This window comes from Salinarimonas ramus (assembly GCF_014645695.1).
Taxonomy (GTDB): Bacteria; Pseudomonadota; Alphaproteobacteria; order Rhizobiales; family Beijerinckiaceae; genus Salinarimonas; species Salinarimonas ramus.
Genome location: NZ_BMMF01000004.1, coordinates 41476 through 60559 on the forward strand (window position 1 = coordinate 41476; position 19084 = coordinate 60559).

Here is a 19084-nt window from a genome sequence, read left to right on the forward strand (position 1 = left end):
CCTTTCGCGTCACGTCGGGTCCCACGCTCGCACTACGCGGATAAGAAACCGTAAAGGCCGTGCGGCTCAGGGGCATTGCACCGCGACGCGGCGGCCGCGGGAAACGATGGCGACGGCCTCCTCGGGCGAGGTCGCGATCACATCCTGAACACGCCGAAGGGTGTCTTCGGGATCGGCGCGTTGAGCGACGCCGAGAGCGCGAGCGCCAGCACACGGCGCGTCTCGGAGGGGAGGATCACGCCGTCGTCCCACAGCCGCGCGGTGGCGTGGTAGGGCGAGCCCTCCGCCTCGTACTTCTCGCGGATGGGCGCCTTGAACGCCTCCTCCTCCTCCGACGCCCAGGTCTTGCCCTCGGCCTCGATGTTGTCGCGCCGCACCGTGGCGAGGACGGAGGCCGCCTGCTCGCCGCCCATCACCGAGATGCGGGCGTTGGGCCACATGAACAGGAAGCGCGGGGAGTATGCGCGCCCACACATGCCGTAATTGCCGGCACCGAAGGAGCCGCCGACGATCAGCGTGAGCTTGGGCACCTGCGCGCAGGCGACCGCGGTGACGAGCTTCGCGCCGTCCTTGGCGATGCCGCCGGCCTCGTATTCGCGCCCCACCATGAAGCCGGTGATGTTCTGCAGGAACAGCAGCGGGATGCCGCGCTGGCAGCACAGCTCGACGAAATGCGCGCCCTTGAGCGCGCTCTCCGAGAACAGGATGCCGTTGTTGCCCACGATCCCCACGGGCATGCCGTGGATGCGGGCGAAGCCCGTCACCAGCGTCGTGCCGTAGAGGCGCTTGAACTCGTCGAACTCCGAGCCGTCGACGAGGCGCGCGATCACCTCGCGGATGTCGTAGGACTTCTTCAGGTCGGTGGGCACGAGCGCCTCGAGCTCGCTCTCGTCGTAGGCCGGGTCCATCGGCTCCGTGAGCGCGAGATCGACGCGCTTGACGCCGTTGAGGTTCGCCACGATGCGCCGGACGATGGCGAGGGCATGCGCGTCGTCGGTGGCGTAATGGTCGGCGACGCCGGACAGGCGCGCGTGCACGTCCGCCCCGCCGAGATCCTCCGCCGAGACCACCTCGCCGGTGGCCGCCTTCACCAGCGGCGGGCCGCCGAGGAAGATCGTGCCCTGGCGGCGCACGATCACGGTCTCGTCGGACATGGCCGGCACGTAGGCCCCGCCCGCCGTGCACGAGCCCATCACGCAGGCGATCTGCGGGATCCCCATGGCCGACATCGTCGCCTGGTTGTAGAAGATGCGGCCGAAATGCTCGCGGTCGGGAAAGACCTCGGTCTGATGCGGCAGGTTCGCGCCGCCGGAATCGACGAGATATATGCAGGGCAGCCGGTTCTCGCGGGCGATCTCCTGGGCACGCAGGTGCTTCTTCACCGTCATCGGGTAGTAGGTGCCACCCTTGATGGTCGAATCATTGCACACGATCATGCATTCGCGGCCCGAGACCCGGCCGATGCCGGCGATCAGGCCCGCGGAGTGGATCGCGTCCTCGTACATGCCCCAGGCCGCGAGGGCGCCGATCTCGAGGAAAGGCGCGCCGGGATCGAGGAGGCGCATGACGCGCTCGCGCGGGAGCAGCTTGCCGCGCCCGAGATGCCGCTCGCGCGCCCGCGCCGGCCCGCCCTCGGCCACCTCCGCGCGCCGCGCGCGCAGCTCGTCCGCGATCGCGCCCCAGGCGGCACGGTTCTCCTGCACCTCCAGCGAGGAGAGGTCGATCTGCGAGGCGATGACGGGCACGGGGGAGCCTCCGAGGACGCTGTGACGACCCGCGGGTTATGCGGCAGGGACGCGTGGATCACAAGCGGGGGGAGGACGCCGTCCCGGGCCGTTCGCCGACCCGCAGCCCGCGCCTCACGCCGCCTGCGCCTGCGGGCGCGCCTTCGCGACGAGGCGCTCGATGCCATCGCGGCGCGACAGGAGCGCTGCGATCTCGGCGCGGTTCATGGCGGCGATCGCCTCCTCGACGCTGCCGGCCGCGTCGAGGCGGGCGCTGGCGACGACGAAGGGCGGGTCGATGGTCGCCGGGCAGACCGGCGTCGCGGGGGCGGGCAGCGTGCCGGTGTGGAAGGCGGCGAGCGCCGGCGTGTCGAGGAGGCGCGCGACGGCGTCGCGCTCGGCGCCGAGGGCCGCGGCGATCTCCCGGCGCAGCACGCGCGCGCGCACCAGCATCGGCGGCACGGTGCGCTCCTCGGGCGTCGAGAGCAGCCCCAGCGCGGCGAGGCGCGGGGTGGCGCGGGCGGTGAGGCCCGAGAGCGGGATCGCCAGCACGAGGCCGACGACGGCAGGGCTCATCCACAGGAAGACGGCGGGCGAGACCGCGAAGGCGGCCACGCCCAGCGCCACGCCGAGCGCGGTGTGCCAGCGGTGGCGCTTGGCGATCTCCGACCACGGCACGGAGCCGTCGTCGCGGCGCTGCGCCTTCCAGCCGGCGTCGCGCCCGGCGAGGATCTGGAACACCGCCGCCGATTGCAGCGCCATCATCACGGGGGCGAGCAGCGCCGAGACGAGCGTCTCGAGGACGACACCGCCGGTGGCGCGCAGCGGCCCGCCGAGCCCGCGGCGCACCGGTCCGGAGATCATCGCGACGAGGAGCCCGAAGAGCTTGGGCAGGAGCAGCACCGCCATGGTCGTGGCGAAGAGACCGAGCGCGCGCTCGCTGTCGATCACCGGCCAGGTGGGGAAGAGCAGGAAGTCGGCGGCGAAATAGTCGGGGCGCACGAAATGCGCCTGCAGCGCCAGCATCAGGCCCGAGAGGAGAAAGGCGAGCCAGAGCGGCGCGGAGAGATACGACAGGATGCCGATGACGAGATGCGTCCGGCTCACCGGGTGCAGGCCCTTGGCGCCCAGCACGTTCGCGTGCTGCAGGTTGCCCTGGCACCAGCGCCGGTCGCGCTCGGCGAGATCGACGAGGGAGGGCGGGCTCTCCTCCCAGGAGCCGGAGAGCGAGGCGTCGATCTCGATCGCCCAGCCGGCCCGGCGCATCAGCGCGGCCTCGACGAAGTCGTGGCTCATCACCGGCCCGCCGAAGGGCGCCGTGCCGCGAAGATGCGGCAGGCCCGCGCATTCGGCGAAGGCGCGGGTGCGGATGATGGCGTTGTGTCCCCAGTAGTTCCCGGCGTCGCCCGAGAACACGGCGAGGCCCGTGGCCATCACCGGTCCGTAGACCCGCGCGGCGAATTGCTGGAGGCGCGCGAACAGGCTCCAGCGGCCCACCAGCAGCGGCACGGTCTGGAGCAGGCCGAGCTCGGGGCGGCGCTCCAGCGCGAGCGTCATGCGCACCAGCGTGCGCGGCGTCATCACGCTGTCGGCGTCGAAGACGATGAAGGCCGGGTAGGCCCCGCCGAAGCGGCGCACCCAGTCGGCCACGTTGCCGGCCTTGCGCTCGACGTTCTTCATGCGGCGGCGGTAGAAGATGCGCGCCCGCGGCCGGCGCGCGGCACGGATCGCGAGGAAGGCGGCCTCCTCGGCGAGCCACACGTCCGGGTCCGTCGTGTCGCTGAGCACGAAGACGTCGTAGGCCTCGTGCACGTCGGCGTCCGCGAGCGATTCCGCGGTCGCGACCGCCGTGGCGAAGACGCGGGCGGGGTCCTCGTTGTAGGTCGGCAGCAGGATCGCCGTGCGGGTCGACGGCTTGGAGCGCGGCGACAGGAAGTGGCGCTTCACCAGCCGGCGGTAGACGAGCGCGCCGGTGCCCAGGACCGCGAGCGAGAAGGCGAAGGCGATCCAGGCGATCGTGGTCGCGAAGAGAGCGAGCATCACGATCTCGATGGCGGTGAGCTTCGCCACCGAGAGCACCGCGTGCATCTCCCGCGTCAGGAAGACGGCGATGACGACCGCGAGGACGACGGCTGCGGCGCGAGCCGCGTAGGTCGCGTGCGTCGCGACGAGCGGGCCGCGCCGTGGCGGGACCCGGCCGAGGTCCTGCACGGGCATGGCGAGCGGCGCCTCCGGCGGGAGCGCCGGATCGAAGTCCTTCACGGGATGCGCGGTCATGCGGGAAGCCACCTGTAGAGCCACGTCTCGGAGACGACGGCGCCGTCGCGAACGAGCGCGCAGCGCAATTCGCAGACCTCGGCCCCGTCGGGATCGAGCTCGAGGGCGACGCGCACGCCGCCGATCTCGGGATCGGTCTTGATCACGGGCGTCGAGAGGATGCCGGAGGAGGCGCTCGCCTGCACCGTGATCGGCGCGGCGTCGGGCAGGACGAGGCCCTCGCCCTGGAAGTCGACGACGAAGACGCGCTTCTCGCGATCCGCCTGCGGGCGGCCGACCTCCGAGAGGCCCGACAGCGTGCGCCGTACCTTGGCGAGACCGTGCTGCACCGGCGGCTCGCCGCGCCAATGCAGGCGATACGCCATCTGCACGGGCACGCCGGCGGCGAGCGGGAGGCGCGGGCGCCAGAAGGCGACGATGTTGTCGTGCACCTCGGCGTCGGTGGGTATCTCGACGAGGACGACGGAGCCCTCCCCCCAATCGCCGATGGGCTCGACCCACAGGCTGGGCCGGCGGTGGTAATCGGCCTCGAGGTCCTGGTAGACGGCGAACTCGCGCTCGCGCTGCATCAGGCCGAAGCCGTGGGGCTTGTTGTCGAGGAAGGTCGAGATCTGCAGCGTCTGCGGATTGAGGATCGGCCGCCAGAGCCATTCGCCCTGCCCGTTCCACATCAGAAGCCCGTCGGAATCGTGCACCGCCCCGCGGAAATCGTCGATGCCGATCCGGTCGTGGCCGGAGAAGTAGAACATCGACGTCAGGGGCGCGATGCCCACCGTCGTGATCTCCACGCGCGGGTAGAGCACGGCCTCGACCTCCATCGCGGTGGAGGCGCCGGGGCGCAGCGTGAAGCGGTAGGCGCCCGTCGTGCTCGGGCTGTCGAGGAGCGCGTGGACGACGATGGTGTCGGCGTCGGGCCCGGGCGTTTCGATCCAGAACTCGCGGAAGGTCGGGAATTCCTCGCCCGCCGGATCGGCGGTGGCGATGGCGAGCCCGCGGGCGGACAGGCCGTAGGCCTGGTCCTTGCCGACCGCGCGGAAGTAGCTCGCGCCCTGGAAGACCGCGAACTCGTCGAAATAGTCGTCGCGGTTGATCGGCGTGTGGATGCGAAAGCCCGAGAAGCCGAGGTCCTCGATGGCGGTGGGCGGGTTCTCGACCAGCGGTCCGTAGGAGAACATCGCCGGGTCGAAGATCAGCTTGCGGCTCGCCCCGTTCTCGACGATGCGGATCGCCACCGGCGCGCGGTAGCCGAAGCCGAGATGGAAGAATTGCAGCTGGAACGGGCTCGACGTGCCGGCCCAGATCGCGCTCTCCGGCCGGAAGCGGATGTCGCGATACTGATCGTAGTCGAGCCCCGCGAGCGCGTCCGGCACCGTCTCCGGCGGGGGCTCGAAAGGCGCGGCGGCGAGCGCCTGGGCCCGCTCCCGCACGAGAGCGGGGCGGAACGGCTCGGGCTCGCCCCAATGATCGGGGCTGGAGGCGAGAGCGGCGGCGAGGGCACGCCCCGAGGAGCCGGGACGCGGGGCGAGCGCGAGCGCGGCGGCGAGCGCCAGCACCGAGCGGCGAGTGACCGACAAGGATTTCGTCTCCGACTGTCCTGGAGGCGTCCGCCCGGGCCGTTCGCGGACGCGCGGCGTGGGGGCCGTGCGCTCGTCCGCTCGCTCTCGGGCGAAGCGCTCTCAAGATACGCTTCCATTCCGCGCTGCACAACGGCGAAGAGGAGCATTCGGTTCGATTTCGTCGTTGTCGCAGTGCGGCGGTCGCGACCGTGGCCGGGGTTTTGGGGGAGATCGTGGCGGAGATCCGGCGAGCTTGCGAAAAGGGGCACGGACTCCGTCGGATCGGCCACCTTCGATCAGCGCTCACCCATGTGCGACGACAGTCGGCTGCGGAAGACCGCGTCGACGAGCCGCTTCGGCAAGAGCGGCAGGAGGACGTTCTCCAGGAGCGGCCGTCGCGAGGGGGCGTAGCGCGAGCGGGGGCGACGCGCGGTCATGGCGGCGAAGGTGGCGCGCGCCACCGCCTCCGGCGCGAGGCCGTGCGTGGGAGCGCTGTCGACGATCGTCCCGAGCGCCCAGCGGAAGGCGCCGCCGTAGCGCGTGGCGTCGAAGCGGTGGAGGTTTTGCGCCGCGACCTTCTCCCAGACCGGTGTCGCGACGGCGGACGGCGCCATGACGATCACGGGAATGCGGAACGGCGAGACCTCCCGCCGCAGCGCCTCCGAGAAGCCCTCGATGCCGTGCTTGGAGGCGATGTAGGCCGTCACGAAGGGCTGGCCGAAGCGCCCGCCCAGCGAGGACATGGTGACGAGCCGCCCCGGTGCGCCCTCCCTCGCGGGATCCGTGCCGAGCAGGGGGAGGAAGGCGCGAGCCGTGATCATGGTGCCCACCAGGTTCACCTCGATCTGCCGGCGCCAATCGTCGACCTCCTGGTGCTCCAGCGGCGCCGGGATGCCGATGCCGGCATTGGCCACGATTCCGGCGAGCCGCCGCGTGCCGAGCGCCCGCCCGACGATGGCGGCCGCCTCGGCGACCGACGCCTCGTCCGTCACGTCGAGGAGGAGCGGCGTGAAGCCCGGCCCGAGCTCGGATACGAGCCGGCGCGCGTCCTCCTCGCGCCGCGCCGAGCCGAAGACCCGCCAGCCGCGCGCCAGGAATTCCCGCGCGATCGCGTGGCCGATGCCGGAGGTGGCGCCGGTGACGACGAGGGCGGGGGCGTCGGACGAGGGCATGGAGGGCTCCGGAGGCGCGTGCGGGGCATCATGCATGGCGGGCCCCCGCGACTCCAGCCGAACGGGGCCTAGGCGACGCCGGTTCCGCTCAGGCGCCTCGAACGACCCGTCTTGCCACCCGCCTCGCCACTTTTCTCATTGCCGGCCGGCTGCCGCGCGAGGACGGCGGCGAGCCAGACCGACGCGAGAGCGACGAAGAAGATGCCGGCGGTTCCCACCATCCCGTCGATCCGATCGACGATGGGCGTGGTGACGGGGATCATGAAGGTCGCGAGATTACCGGCCACCATGATGCCGGAGACGGACAGGGCCGCGTGCCGCGGCGCGCGCGATGAAGCCCACCGTCCCGAATATCGCCACCGGCATCAGGCCGAGCAGGGCGAACTTCAGCTCCGACGACTGGTCGGGCAGGACGATCTGCGCCAGTGCGAGGAGCAGGAACGCCGCCATGGCGAGCGCCGGCGCGAGCGCGGCCCTGCGGCCGAGGGTCAGGACGACGATGGCGAGGACGTTGCCCGCGAGCGCCGCGGTGGAGAGCGCCGCCGTGTCGATCGGCTGCGCCGACGCGACGAGCCCCGCCTCCGGCGCGACCTTCCAGACGAGGAACATCGTCGCGTAGACGTAGAACGCCGCCGAGAGGGCGATGCTCGCCACGATCCGGCGCACGCCCAGCGCGTCGTCGGCGGCGGGCCGCCGGCGCGTCTCCTCCCCGCTCGCGCGCGACACGGTCGGCCCGGCGCGGAAGAGAAGGAGCGTGAGCACGAAGCCGACGGCGAAGACGGCCGCGGGCATCAGCCAGTAGGCGCGCTCCGTCGGGTCGACGAGACGCGTGAGGATGCTCTCGTCGAGGAGGAAGCCGACGGTGAAGAACGTGCCCCACGAGGCCATCAGCACCGTGCGCATCCGTGGGCCCAGAAGCGCGAACGCCACCACCGGCGCAGCGATCACGTAGAGGATGTGCGAGAGCGATTCGCCGACGCGCGCGACGACGACGACCGCCGTCACCGGGACGAGGAGGAGCGTCGTCGACACCGCGCCGAGCACGAGCGCGAAGAGCATCAGCGTGCGGTCCGACACGATCTCCCGCAGACGGTCGTAGGCGACGCCGCCGACGATGCAGACGATGCCGAAGATCGAGATCAGCAGCCCCTGCTCCGGCATCGCCGCGGGCGCGAAGCTCCGCAGCGCGTCGTAATGCGTCATCACCTTCGCGAGCTGCGAGACGGTCAGGCTCGCGAGCAGGAAGGCGAGCACCATGCGGGCGAGATCGACGAGGACGGACATCGGGCGCGCTCTCCGGCTTCCGGCGAGCGGCGTGACCGCCGATCCGGAACGGTGTCGGGGGAACGACCGGCGATCGCAATCCAAAATCGCTCCGCCGAGGCGTGTGCCATGCCGGGCCGACGCGATCAACCCCGCTCGCGGCTCCGTCACGATCCGTCCCCATCGGACTCCGCCGCGCCCCTGGCGAATCGCCGCCGAACCGGTGAGATAGCCTCCGGAGGACGGATGGTCAGGGTTCTGCATACCGCCGATTGGCATCTCGGGCACACGCTCGCCGGCTATTCGCGCGAGGCGGAGCATCGTGCGGCGCTCGACGCGCTCGTCGAGATCGCCGCCCGCGAGGCGGTGGACGCGGTGGTGGTGGCCGGCGACGTGTTCGACGCGCTCAACCCCTCCGCGGAGGCGCAGGCGCTGTTCTTCGACACGCTGACGCGGCTCCACGCGGCGCGGCCGCACGCGGCCATCGTCGTCGTCGCCGGCAATCACGATCCCGCGGGACGGCTCGAGGCGCCGCGCGGGCTCTACGCCTTCGCCAACGTGACGGTGGTGGGCACGATCGAGCGCGGTCGCGCGGGCGGGCCGGATCTCGCGCGCCATCTCGTGCCCGTGCGCGACGAGACCGGCGCCACCCGCGCCCACGTCCTCGCGGTGCCCTTCCCGCGCGTCGCGGACCTGCCGCCGCTCGACGCGCCCGGCGAGGGCTCGCCGGTGGTGGCGGGCGTGCGCGCGCTCTACGCGGACCTCGTCGGGCGCGCCGCCGAGGCGATCGGGCCGGAGAGCCCCCTCGTCGTCACGGGCCATCTGCACGTGGCCGGCGGGCTCGAATCCGACGGGGCGGAGCGGCGTATCCTGGTGGGCGGCGAGCACGCGGTGCCGCCGGACGTCTTCCCCGCGCGGGCCGGCTACGTCGCGCTCGGCCACCTCCACCGCCCGCAGGCGGTGGGACGCGAGAGCGTGCGCTATTCGGGCTCGCTCTTCCCGCTCTCGAAGACCGAGAGCGGCTACGAGCACGGCGTGACCCTCGTCGATCTCGAAAGCGCGAGCGCACCCGTGCGCCTGCGCCACGTCCCCCTCCCCCGCCCCGTGCCCTGCCTGCGCCTGCCCGCCCGCGGCGCCGTGGCGGCGGGCGACGTCGAGGGCACGCTGGCGGCGCTCGGGCTCGACGCGGACCTCCCCGTCTCGCGGAGACCCTTCGTCTGGCTCACCGTCGCGGTCGACGGACCCGCCGTGGGGCTCCACGCCGAGATCGGCGAGATCGCCGAACGCTTCCCCGTGCGTCTCGCCGGCCTGACGCTGGAGCGGCCCGGCAGCGAGGCCGCGCCGACGGCCGCGCCCGTGGGCGTGCGGCTGGCCGAGCGCGAGCCCATCGACGTGTTCCGCGAAGCGTTCGGAGCCAAGCACGGCGTGCCGCCGTCGCGCGCCCACGATAACGCCTTCGCCGCCCTCCTCACGATGGACGAGGCGGAGGGCTGAGATGCGCATCCTCGCGATCCGTGGTGAGAACCTCGCCTCCCTGGCCGAGACCTTCGAAATCGATTTCGCCGCCGCCCCGCTCGCGGCGGCGGGGCTCTTCGCCATCACGGGGGAGACCGGGGCGGGCAAGTCGACGCTGCTCGATGCGCTGTGCCTCGCGCTCTACGACGAGTTCCCGCGGGTGAAGGCGGAGGGCGCCAACGAGCAGATCCCCGACGGCGAGAACGCCCCCCTCGCCGCCACCGACCCGCGCACCATCCTGCGCCGCGGCGCCGGGCGCGGCTTCGCGGAGGTGGACTTTTCCGCGCGCGACAGCGTCGTGTACCGCGTGCGGTGCGAGCTCGCACGCGCCCGCGGAAAGGCGACGGGGGCGCTGCAGAAGCGCGGCCGGGCGCTGTGGAAGGTCCTCCCCGAGGGCGTCACGGAGGCGGTGGCGTCCGGCGTCGTGCCCGTGCGCCAGGAGGTCGAGCGCCTCACCGACCTCACCTGCGACCAGTTCCGTCGAACCGTCCTCCTCGCCCAGGGCGATTTCGACGCCTTCCTGCGCGCGGACGCGAAGGAGCGCGCGGAGCTCTTGGAGAAGATCACCGGCACGGAGATCTACGCCACGCTCTCGCGGCGCGCCTTCGAGCGCTGGCGGGCGACGAAGCAGGCCGTCGACGCGCTTTGCGCGCGCCGCGACGGCATCGGGCTCCTCTCCCCAGAGGAGCGCGCCGCGCGCGCGAACGCGATCGACGACCTGACGCAGCGCAAGGCTCGGACGAACGCCGCCCGCGAGGCTTTGGACGCGGTGTTGCGCCGTCACGAGGCGATCGCGGCGGCGACCGCCAGGCGCGATGCGGCTTCGAAGACGGTGGAGACCGCGCAGGGGGCGTGCGACGCCCTCGCCGAGGAACGCGCGCGCTACGCGGCGCTGGAGCGGGCAGAGCCGTTGCGCTCCGGGAGCGAGCGGACCGCGGAGGCGCAGCGCGGCGTCGCCGAGGCGCAGGCCGCGCTCGAAACGGCCCGCGGCGAGGACCAGGCCGCCCGCGCGGCGCTCGGATCCGCGGAGGCGGCCGAGACGGAGGCGAAGGCGCGCGCCGAGGCGGCGCAGGCGGCGTGCGAGGGCTTCGAGCCGCTCTGGGTCCGCGCGCAGACCCTCGACGATCGGATCGTCGATGCCCGCGCTCTCGTCGCCAAGCGCGCCGGCGCGCGCGACACGGCCGAGGCCGAGGCGGCGCGTCGCGCGACGGCGGCCGAAGCCATCGAGATGCGCCTCGCCACGAGCGAGACCGAGGCCGGCGCCCTCGACGAGACGCTCGCGCGCGACGCCGACCTCGCCCCGCTCGCCACGCGCTTCGACGAGCTTTCGGAGGCGCTGGAGAAGCGTGCCGGCTTCGTACGCGAGACGGCGGAGCTGGAGCGAAAGCGCGATGCCGCCGCCGCGACGCTCGATCGCCTGGCGGCGACGCTCGCCGCCCTCGACGCGGCCGATGCGGCCGACGTCGCGTCCCGTGCGGCCTGCGCGGAGCGTCTCGCCACCCACGAGGCCGCCTTCGCGGCGATGGACCTGCCCGCGATGCAAGCGCGCGCGCAGGCGCTGGAGGCGGCGGACGGGATCGCTGCGCGCCTCGCCGCCGCCGCGAAGGAGGCCGCCGCCGCGGCGGCGTCCCAAGCCTCGGCGCGCACGCGCCGCGACGCCGCGGCATCGGCGTGGAAGAGCGCCCGCGACGACGAGCGCGGCGCGGAGGCGACGCTCGCCGAGCTCGCGACCCGCGCGGAGGAGGTGGAGCGCCTCGGCGCCCTCGCCGACGCCACCGCCTCCGAGAGCGCGCGACGCCTGCGCGCGGCGCTCGTGCCCGGCGAGCCCTGCCCCGTCTGCGGCGTGCCGCACGACGAAAAGCCCGATTCCGCGCCGGACGCCTTCGTCGCCGCCATTCGCGCACGCCGCGATTCGCTGCGCGCCGAGCAGGACGCCGCCCGCGCCGCGCTCGCGCAGGCCCGGGCCGCGGCCGAGGCGGCGCAGGCGGAGGGCAGCCGGGCGCGCGAGGCGATGGACGTCGAGGCGGCCCGCCTCGGCGAGGCGGCGCGCGCCTTCGCCGACGCGCACGCCGCCTGGCGCGCGCTGCCGGCGCTCGATCTCCGCGAGCCGCCTGAAAACGTGGTGGAGGCCGCTTCCGCGCTGGCGGCGCTCGCCGAGGAGATCGCGCGCGCCCGCGGGGCCGTGCGCGAGAGCCAGCGCCGAGCGGAGGCGTTGCGCACCGAGATCGAGCGCGAGCGCACCGCGCGCGACCGGGCCGCTTCTGCGATCGAGGCACGCCGAAATGAGCGCGCGGGCCACGATCGCGATGCCGGCGCGGCACGCGAGACCGTGGCGCACGCGGCAACGCGCCTGCGCGATCTCGCCGACCGGCGCGCTTCCATCGATCGCGCCTGGTCACGCGTCCTCGCCGCGAGCGGCATCACGCCGGGCGATCTCGATCGCGATCCCACGGGCGCGCTGCGCATCCTGGAGACCCGCGCCGGCGACTACCGCGCGCGCGCCGCGCGGCGCGAAGCGTTGCGCGAGGCGATCGCCGCGGACCGGGTCGCCGCCGCGGCCGCGCGCACGTCCGCCGAAGGGGCCCACGAGATCGCCGCCGGGGCGAGCGCGGCGGTGACCGAGGCCGAGGGCGCGCTGTCGGGGCTGGTCGCCGAACGCGGCGGCCTCCTCGACGGCGAGGCGACCGAAGCGCATCGCACCCGCCATCGCGCGGATGCCGCAACAGCGCGGGAGGCCTTCGAGAAAGCGCGGGCGGCGTGCGAGGCGGCGCGCAGCCGCGTCGCCGTCGCGGCCGCGTCGCTGCGCACCGGCGAGGTGGCCCTCGCGCGCGCCGCCGAGCACCGAACCGCCGCCGGCGACGCCTTCGCCGCCGCCTGCACGACCGCCTGCATCGCGCCGGCCGACGCCATCGCCCTCCTCGCGGTCCCCCGAGCGGAGCGCGACGCCCTGCGCGCGCGCCTCGCCGCCGCCGACGAGGGTCTGCGCGAGGCGCGCTCGGCGCTCGGCCATTGCGAGAGCGCGCTCGCGGAGGCGATCGGCGAGGGGGCGCCCGAGCAGGACGCCGAAGCAGCCGGCGAGCACCGGGCCGCGCTCCTCGCCGAGATCGCGGAACTGGACGAGACGCTCGTCGCCGCGCGCGTGGCGCTGGAGCAGGACGACCGCGCCCGCGAGCAGGCGGGGCGGCTCGAGGACGAGATCGCGGCGGCCGGGGCGGACGAGCTCCTGTGGCGCGAGGTGTCGGACGCGATCGGCTCCGCCGACGGCTCGAAGTTCCGCCGCTACGCGCAATCGGTGACGCTCGATCATCTCGTGGCGCTGGCGAACCGCCACCTCGACGCGCTCGCCCCGCGCTATCGCCTGGAGCGCGCCGGCGGCGAGACCGGCACCGGCGGTGGCGATCTCGGCCTGCAGATCCTCGACCGCGAGCTCGGCGACGCGCGCCGCTCCACCCGCTCGCTGTCGGGGGGCGAGCGCTTCCTGACGTCGCTGGCGCTGGCTCTGGCGCTCTGCTCGCTGGAGGGCCGCGGCTCCTTCGTCGACACGCTGTTCATCGACGAGGGCTTCGGCACGCTGGACGCGGCGACGCTCGACGTCGCCATCGACGCGCTGGAGACGCTCCAGGCGCAGGGGCGAAAGGTCGGCGTCATCAGCCACGTCGAGGCCATGCACCAGCGCATCCCCGTGCAGATCCGCGTGGAGAAGGCCGGCGGCGGGCGCAGCCGCGTGCGGGTGACGGGCGCGGGGCTCGCGCAGCCGGCGATCGGCTGAGCGCGAGCCCCGCGCCTTCGCCCGCTCAGGCGGCGGCGCGGGCATCCTCGCCGCGGGCGTAGGCGCGCCCGAAGCGGTTGGCGAGGAAGGCGTCGAGGCGGATGTCCTCCTGGCGGACGAAGCCCGCCTGCGGCAGCGTGCCCTCCGCGAGAAGGTCGAGCACGGCGCAGATGCCGGACGCCGTCGTGATCTGGATGGCGGAGCGCACAATCCCGTTCACGCGCTCGGCGTAGATCTTGCGCGCGAAGGTCTCCTGCACGAGGAGCCCGTCCTTCTTGCCGGAGACGGTGACGAACACGATGACGACGTCCTGCATCGTCGTGGGAACCGCCTGCTCGAGGATGTCCTTGAGCACGTCGCGCCGCTCGCGCAGGCGCAGATCGTCGAGGAGCGCCTTCATCACGGCGCAATGCCCGGGATAGCGGATCGAGCGGTAATTGAGCGTGCGCACCCGTCCGGCCAGCGTCTCGCAGAGCGTGCCGAGCCCGCCCGACGTGTTGAAGGCCTCGTAGCGCACGCCGTCGAGCGAGAATTCCTCGCGCTCGTCGAGCGCCGCCGCCTGGACGAGCCGCCCGTCGCGGATCGCCTCGCAGGGCTCGATATACTCGTTGATCACGCCGTCGGTCGACCAGGTGAGATTGTAGTTGAGCGCGTTGGTCGGGAATTGCGGCAGCGCGCCCACGCGCAGCTTCACCTCGTCGAGCGTGTCGAAGCCGGATGCGAGATCGTTGGCGACGATGGAGATGAAGCCCGGCGCGAGCCCGCATTGCGGGATGAAGGCGCTCGTCGCGCCCTCGGCGAGCGCCTTGACGCGCCGCGTCGTCGCCACGTCCTCGGTGAGGTCGAGATAGTGCGTGCCGGTCGCCGCGGCCGCGTCGGCGATGGGCGCGGTCAGCTGGAAGGGCGCCGCCGAGACGACGGCGAAGGCGCCCGACAGGCGCGCGCGCAGCGCCTCCCAGTCGGTGATGTCGAGGGCGGCGGGCACGACGGCCGTGTCCTGCGTGGCGCGGGCGAGCGCGGTGCGGTCGCGATCGGCCAAGGTGACGGAATAATCCCCCGTCTCGGCGAGCATGCGGGCGACGATGCGGCCGATCTTGCCGGCTCCGACGACGACGATGTCCTTCATTGCGTGCTCCCGAGACGCTGCGTTCCTGGCTCGAGCACCAGCTTACGCTTCCCCCGCCGCGGAAACGACGCTACGTTCCGCGCGATCCGATCACCCGTCCGGACGATCCGACGATCATGCTCGACGAAACGACGACACAGAAGGACCGCGCGCTCATCGCGCTCCTGCGCGAGAACGCCCGCGCCTCCACCGCCGAGATCGCGCGGCGGCTGGGCGTCTCGCGCACGACGGTGCAGAGCCGCATCGAGCGGCTGGAGCGGGCGGGGATCGTCGTCGGCTACACGGCGCGGCTCGCGGCGGATTACGAGGCGGGGCTCGTGCGCGCCCACGTGATGATCGTCGCCGCGCCCAAGCTCGCGCCGGCCGTGACGAAGGCGCTCGCCGCCATGCCGGAGCTGCGCCGGCTGCTCTCCGTGTCGGGCGCCTTCGACATGATCGCGGAGGTCGCCGCCGAGAGCGTGGCCGCGCTCGACGCCGTCATCGACCGCATCGGCGCGCTTGACGGCGTCGAGCGCACGCAGACGAGCGTGGTTCTGTCCACACGCTTCGAGCGATGAGGCGCGCGACGAGGAGGCTGGCGTCGCACGCCCGCTTGCGCTCTTTATGCGAGGGTCCGTCACGCACCGTTCCCGAAGAGACCCGATGCCGCCCCGCCTCTCCCCCACCATCGCCGCCATCCAGTCCCCGCCGATCCCCGCCGCGCAGGGCTGGGCGCGGGCCTATGGCGGCGCGCGCGGGCCGCTGATCGATCTCTCCCAGGCGGCGCCCGGCGGCGCGCCGCATCCCGATCTCCTGGCGCGGCTCGCGCAGGCCGCCGGCTCGGCCGACGCGGCGCGTTACGGGCCGATCCTCGGCGACGAGATCCTGCGCGCCGCGCTCGCGCAGGACGTGGCGCGGCTCTATGGCGGCCGGGTCGAAGCGGGCGAGGTCGCGATCACGGCGGGCTGCAACGCGGCCTTCGTCACGACGATGCTCGCGATCTGCGCGCCGGGCGAGACCGTGCTCCTGCCGACGCCGTGGTACTTCAACCACGAGATGTCGCTCGCCATGCTCGGCATGGTGCCGCGCGCGCTGCCCTGCCGGGCCGACGACGGCTTCGTGCCGCGCGTCGCGGACGCGCACGCGCTCCTCGACGAGAGCGTACGCGCCATCGTGCTGGTGACGCCCAACAACCCGACGGGCGCCATCTACCCGCCCGAGACGATCGCCGCCTTCGCCGATCTCGCCCGCAGCCGGGGGATCTGGCTCGTGATCGACGAGACCTATCGCGACTTCCTACCCTCGGGCACGGGCGCGCCGCACGGGCTCTTCGCGCAGGAGGGCGGGCGCGAGGGCGTCGTCCATCTCTACTCGTTCTCGAAGAGCTACGCCGTGCCCGGGCATCGGCTCGGCGCGCTGATCGCCGGTCCCGAGATGATCGAGGCCGCGGGAAAGATCCTCGACAACGTCCAGATCTGCCCCGCCCGCGCCGGCCAGTCCGCCGTGGCGTGGGCGATCGACGCGCTGCGCCCCTGGCGCGAGGAGGCGCGCGCGACGCTGGAAGGCCGCGCGGACGCCTTCGCCGCGGCGCTCGCTCCCCTCCCCGGCTGGGAGATCGCCTCGATCGGCCCCTATTTCGCCTACGTTCGCCACCCCTGGCACGGCATTCCCGCCACTGACGCCGCCCGGCGCCTCGCGGCGGAACGCGGCGTGCTGATGCTGCCGGGCAGCTTCTTCGGGCCGGGGCAGGAGGACCATCTGCGCGTCGCCTTCGCGAACGTCGACGCGCAGCGGCTCGGCGAGCTCGGCGAGCGGCTCGCCTAACGCGCGCCCTCGCCCTTGGCGATCATGCGCATCAGCAGCAGCACCGGGATGATCCCCACGGCGACGATGGCGAGCGCCCCCGTCGCCGCCTGGGCGAGGCGCTCGTCGGAGGCGAGCTGGTAGACGCGCACCGCCAGCGTATCGAAATTGAAGGGCCGCACGATCAGCGTCGCAGGCAATTCCTTCAGCACGTCCACGAACACGATGAGCGCCGCCGTGATCAGCGAGCCGCGCAGCAGCGGCGCATGGACGTGCGCGACGACGCCGCCGGGCTTCTCGCCGAGCATGCGCGCCGCGTCGTCCATCGTGCGCGGGATCTTGAGGAAGCCCGCCTCCACCGATCCGTAGGCGATGGCGAGGAAGCGCACGAGATAGGCGAACAGCACGGCGACGACGGTGCCCGACAGCAGCAGCCCCGTGGAGACGCCGAAGGTCTCGCGGAAGACGCCGTCCACCGCGTTGTCGAAGGCGCCGAGCGGGGCGAGGACGCCGACCGCCACCACGGTGCCCGGCACGGCGTAGCCGATCGTCGAGACGCGCACGAGGGCGCGCAGGGGCTTCGCCCGGGAGAGGCGCGTGGCGTAGGCGAGCAGGATCGCGACGCCGACGAGCAGCACGGCCGCGAAAGCGGCGAGCGTCAGCGAGTTCGCGGCATAGCGCCAGAAGCGCTCGCTCATGAACGGGTCGCCGCCGATCAGGTGCAGGCGGATCAGGATCAGAACCGGCGCGACGAAGCCCGCCACGACCGGCAGCGCGCAGGCGAGGAAGGCGAGCACGGCGCGCCAGCCGCGCAGGCGGAAGGCGGGGGACTTGCGCGCGCCGCGCCCCACCTGCGTGTAGCGCTGCGCGCCCCGCGCATGGAGCTCCAGCGCGATCAGCACGAGCACGAAGACGAGAAGCCCAGTCGCCAGCTGCGCCGCCGCCGTCTGATCGCCCATGCCGAACCAGGTGCGGTAGATCGCCGTCGTGAAGGTGCGTACGCCGTAATATTGCATCGTGCCGAAATCGGCGAGCGCCTCCATCAGCGCGAGCGCGACGCCCGCCGCGATGGCGGGACGGGCGAGGGGCAGAGCGACCCGCGCGAAGGCGCTCCACGGACCGTGGCCGAGCGCGCGCGAGGCGTCGAACGCGTTCGCCGTCTGCTCCAGGAAGGCTGCGCGGGCGAGGAGGTAGACGTAGGGGTAGAGCACCATCGTGAGCATCACGCTCACGCCCCAGACATTGTAGACGTCCGGGAACCAGTAGTCGCGCGGGCTCGTCCAGCCGAAGAGCGTCCGCAGGCTCGTCTGCAGCGGCCCGGCGAAGGCGAGGAAATCGGCGTAGGCGTAGCCGATGATGTAGCCGGGGATGGCGAGCGGCAGGAGCAGCAGCCAGACGAAGGCGCGCGAGAACGGGAAGCGGCACTGCGTCACGAGCCAAGCGCTCACGACGCCGATCGAGGACGTGCCGAGACCGACGACGAGAACCAGGATGCCGGTATTGGCCAGAAGGTCCGGCAGGATGGTGGACGCGAGATGCGCCATCACCTCCGTACGCGGCGAGAACAGGCTCGACGCCACGGACAGGATCGGCAGGAGCACGAGGCCGGCGACGAGCGTCGTCGCCACGACGAGAAGGAAGGGTGCACCCGAACGGCGACGCCCCCGCCGCGATGCGGCGAGGGCGGGGTTCGCTCTCGCGATGCCCATCGCGACGGGGGACGAAGCCCCCGCCGCCGCTGGTTCCCGACCGTGCATCACTTCCAGCCGGCGCGGTCCATGATCATCAGGGCGTCGGCGTTGTTCTGCGCGAAGGTCTCGGCGGAGAGGTCGTCCTCCTGGAACTCGCCGAGCGTCTGGATCCACTCGGGAGCCGCGACGCCCTCGACGACCGGGTACTCGCTGTTGCCCTCGGCGAAATAGGCCTGGGCCGAGTCGGAGGCGAGGTACTCGAGGAAGAGCTTGGCCGCCTCGGGGTTGGGCGCGTTCGCCGCGACGCCGCCGCCGGAGATGTTCACGTGGGTGCCACGGCCGTCCTGGTTCGGGAAGACGACGCAGATCTGCTCTGCCACCGCGCGATCCTCGGGGTTCTCCGAGCGGATCAGGTTGCCGAGATAGTAGGTGTTGGAGATCGCGAGATCGCCCTCGCCGGCCGCGACCGCGCGGATCTGGTCGGTGTCGCCGCCGCGGGGCTCGCGAGCGAAGTTCTCGGCGAGCCCGCGGGCCCACTCCTCCGTCGCCTCGGGACCGAGCGCCGCGAGGATCGAGCCGGTCAGCGACTGGCTGTAGATGTTGGTCGAGGAGCGGCTGAGCACGCGGCCCTCCCACTCGTCGTCCGCGAGCGCCTCGTAGGTCTGCGGCGGGTTCTCGACGCGATCGCAGGCGTACATGATCACGCGGGCGCGCTTGGAGAAGCCGAACCAGAAGTTCTCGGGATCCTGCAGGTAGTCGGGGACGCGCTCCTCGAGCACCTCGGAATCGACCGGCTGGAACAGGCCCGCCTGCTGAGCGCGCTCGAGGCGGCCGGCGTCGACGGTCAGGAGCACGTCGGCCGGGGAATTCGCGCCCTCGGCGATCATGCGCTCGATGAGCTCGTCGGCGCCCGCCTCTATGCGGTTGATGGTGATGCCCGTCTGCTCGGTGAAGTTCTCGTAGAGCGCCTCGTCGGTGTCGTAATGGCGCGACGAATAGAGGTTGAGCTCACCCTGCGCGGCGGCGAGCGTCGGCACGCCGACGAGGCCGGCGGCGAGGACGGTCCCGAGCAGAAGGGTGCGGCGAGCGTGCGAGGCGTTGCTCATGACGATGATCTCTCCCTGTGCCGGGCGGTCAAGGCGCCCGGATGAAGACTTTCGCGGGCCGTCGCGGCGCCCGGAGCGCGCAACGGCGACGGGCGCTAAAAAG

At 72.9% G+C, this 19084-nt stretch carries 13 protein-coding genes; 4 read left to right on the forward strand and 9 right to left on the reverse strand.

Annotated elements, in window-relative coordinates:
- Nucleotides 1-137: 137 nt before the first annotated feature.
- The 6 genes from IEX89_RS06920 to IEX89_RS06945 form a co-directional block, all read right to left on the reverse strand.
- A complete protein-coding gene (locus IEX89_RS06920; RefSeq protein ID WP_188911096.1) occupies nt 138-1745 on the reverse strand; it encodes a carboxyl transferase domain-containing protein in 1608 nt (535 codons plus the stop codon).
- A 114-nt stretch (nt 1746-1859) separates the two neighbouring features.
- Nucleotides 1860-4001 carry a glucans biosynthesis glucosyltransferase MdoH gene (gene mdoH / locus IEX89_RS06925; RefSeq protein WP_188911098.1) on the reverse strand — a complete coding sequence of 714 codons (2142 nt, stop codon included), beginning with the start codon at nt 3999-4001 and terminating at the stop codon, nt 1860-1862.
- Nucleotides 3998-5575 (reverse strand): OpgD/OpgG family glucan biosynthesis protein, encoded by a 1578-nt coding sequence (locus tag IEX89_RS06930; RefSeq protein WP_188911100.1) that lies wholly within the window; start codon nt 5573-5575, stop codon nt 3998-4000. The genes mdoH and IEX89_RS06930 overlap by 4 nt, the downstream gene beginning before the upstream one ends.
- A gap of 278 nt (nt 5576-5853) precedes the next feature.
- Nucleotides 5854-6729, reverse strand: coding sequence for an SDR family NAD(P)-dependent oxidoreductase (locus IEX89_RS06935; RefSeq protein WP_188911102.1), 876 nt, complete (start codon nt 6727-6729; stop codon nt 5854-5856).
- Nucleotides 6730-6797: 68 nt separating this feature from the next.
- Complete coding sequence (locus tag IEX89_RS06940) at nt 6798-6992, reverse strand: hypothetical protein (RefSeq protein ID WP_188911105.1); 195 nt, start codon at nt 6990-6992, stop codon at nt 6798-6800.
- Nucleotides 6993-7005: 13 nt separating this feature from the next.
- Entirely contained in the window at nt 7006-8013 is a 1008-nt protein-coding gene (locus IEX89_RS06945) for an MFS transporter (protein ID WP_188911107.1), read from the reverse strand.
- Nucleotides 8014-8238: 225 nt separating this feature from the next.
- Here IEX89_RS06945 and IEX89_RS06950 point away from each other — a divergent pair, with 225 nt between their 5' ends.
- Nucleotides 8239-9486 carry an exonuclease SbcCD subunit D gene (locus IEX89_RS06950; protein WP_188911109.1) on the forward strand — a complete coding sequence of 416 codons (1248 nt, stop codon included), beginning with the start codon at nt 8239-8241 and terminating at the stop codon, nt 9484-9486.
- Between the two features lies 1 nt (nt 9487).
- Entirely contained in the window at nt 9488-13276 is a 3789-nt protein-coding gene (locus tag IEX89_RS06955; protein ID WP_188911111.1) for an AAA family ATPase, read from the forward strand.
- Between the two features lie 25 nt (nt 13277-13301).
- Here the strand turns inward: IEX89_RS06955 and IEX89_RS06960 are convergent, their stop codons facing one another.
- Nucleotides 13302-14402, reverse strand: a complete 1101-nt coding sequence (locus IEX89_RS06960) for a saccharopine dehydrogenase family protein (protein WP_188911113.1) — start codon at nt 14400-14402, stop codon at nt 13302-13304.
- A gap of 116 nt (nt 14403-14518) precedes the next feature.
- Here IEX89_RS06960 and IEX89_RS06965 point away from each other — a divergent pair, with 116 nt between their 5' ends.
- Entirely contained in the window at nt 14519-14959 is a 441-nt protein-coding gene (locus IEX89_RS06965) for an Lrp/AsnC family transcriptional regulator (protein WP_188911115.1), read from the forward strand.
- An 85-nt stretch (nt 14960-15044) separates the two neighbouring features.
- Nucleotides 15045-16205 carry an aminotransferase gene (locus IEX89_RS06970; protein ID WP_188911117.1) on the forward strand — a complete coding sequence of 387 codons (1161 nt, stop codon included), beginning with the start codon at nt 15045-15047 and terminating at the stop codon, nt 16203-16205.
- Here IEX89_RS06970 and IEX89_RS06975 read toward each other — a convergent pair.
- On the reverse strand, nt 16202-17893 hold the full coding sequence (locus IEX89_RS06975) for an ABC transporter permease (RefSeq protein ID WP_188911119.1): 1692 nt from the start codon (nt 17891-17893) through the stop codon (nt 16202-16204). The two genes, IEX89_RS06970 and IEX89_RS06975, sit on opposite strands and share 4 nt — an antisense overlap.
- Nucleotides 17894-17940: 47 nt before the next feature.
- On the reverse strand, nt 17941-18981 hold the full coding sequence (locus IEX89_RS06980; protein ID WP_188911121.1) for a Fe(3+) ABC transporter substrate-binding protein: 1041 nt from the start codon (nt 18979-18981) through the stop codon (nt 17941-17943).
- Between the last annotated feature and the right edge of the window lie 103 nt (nt 18982-19084).

Coding starts and splice junctions, on each gene's coding strand:
- IEX89_RS06935 (WP_188911102.1), bottom strand. CDS start 6,729: ATGCCCTCGTCCGACGCCCCCGCCCTCGTCGTCACCGGCGCCACCTCC.
- IEX89_RS06940 (WP_188911105.1), bottom strand. CDS start 6,992: ATGATCCCCGTCACCACGCCCATCGTCGATCGGATCGACGGGATGGTG.
- IEX89_RS06955 (WP_188911111.1), top strand. CDS start 9,488: ATGCGCATCCTCGCGATCCGTGGTGAGAACCTCGCCTCCCTGGCCGAG.
- IEX89_RS06950 (WP_188911109.1), top strand. CDS start 8,239: ATGGTCAGGGTTCTGCATACCGCCGATTGGCATCTCGGGCACACGCTC.
- IEX89_RS06960 (WP_188911113.1), bottom strand. CDS start 14,402: ATGAAGGACATCGTCGTCGTCGGAGCCGGCAAGATCGGCCGCATCGTC.
- mdoH (WP_188911098.1), bottom strand. CDS start 4,001: ATGACCGCGCATCCCGTGAAGGACTTCGATCCGGCGCTCCCGCCGGAG.
- IEX89_RS06980 (WP_188911121.1), bottom strand. CDS start 18,981: ATGAGCAACGCCTCGCACGCTCGCCGCACCCTTCTGCTCGGGACCGTC.
- IEX89_RS06965 (WP_188911115.1), top strand. CDS start 14,519: ATGCTCGACGAAACGACGACACAGAAGGACCGCGCGCTCATCGCGCTC.
- IEX89_RS06945 (WP_188911107.1), bottom strand. CDS start 8,013: ATGTCCGTCCTCGTCGATCTCGCCCGCATGGTGCTCGCCTTCCTGCTC.
- IEX89_RS06975 (WP_188911119.1), bottom strand. CDS start 17,893: ATGGGCATCGCGAGAGCGAACCCCGCCCTCGCCGCATCGCGGCGGGGG.
- IEX89_RS06970 (WP_188911117.1), top strand. CDS start 15,045: ATGCCGCCCCGCCTCTCCCCCACCATCGCCGCCATCCAGTCCCCGCCG.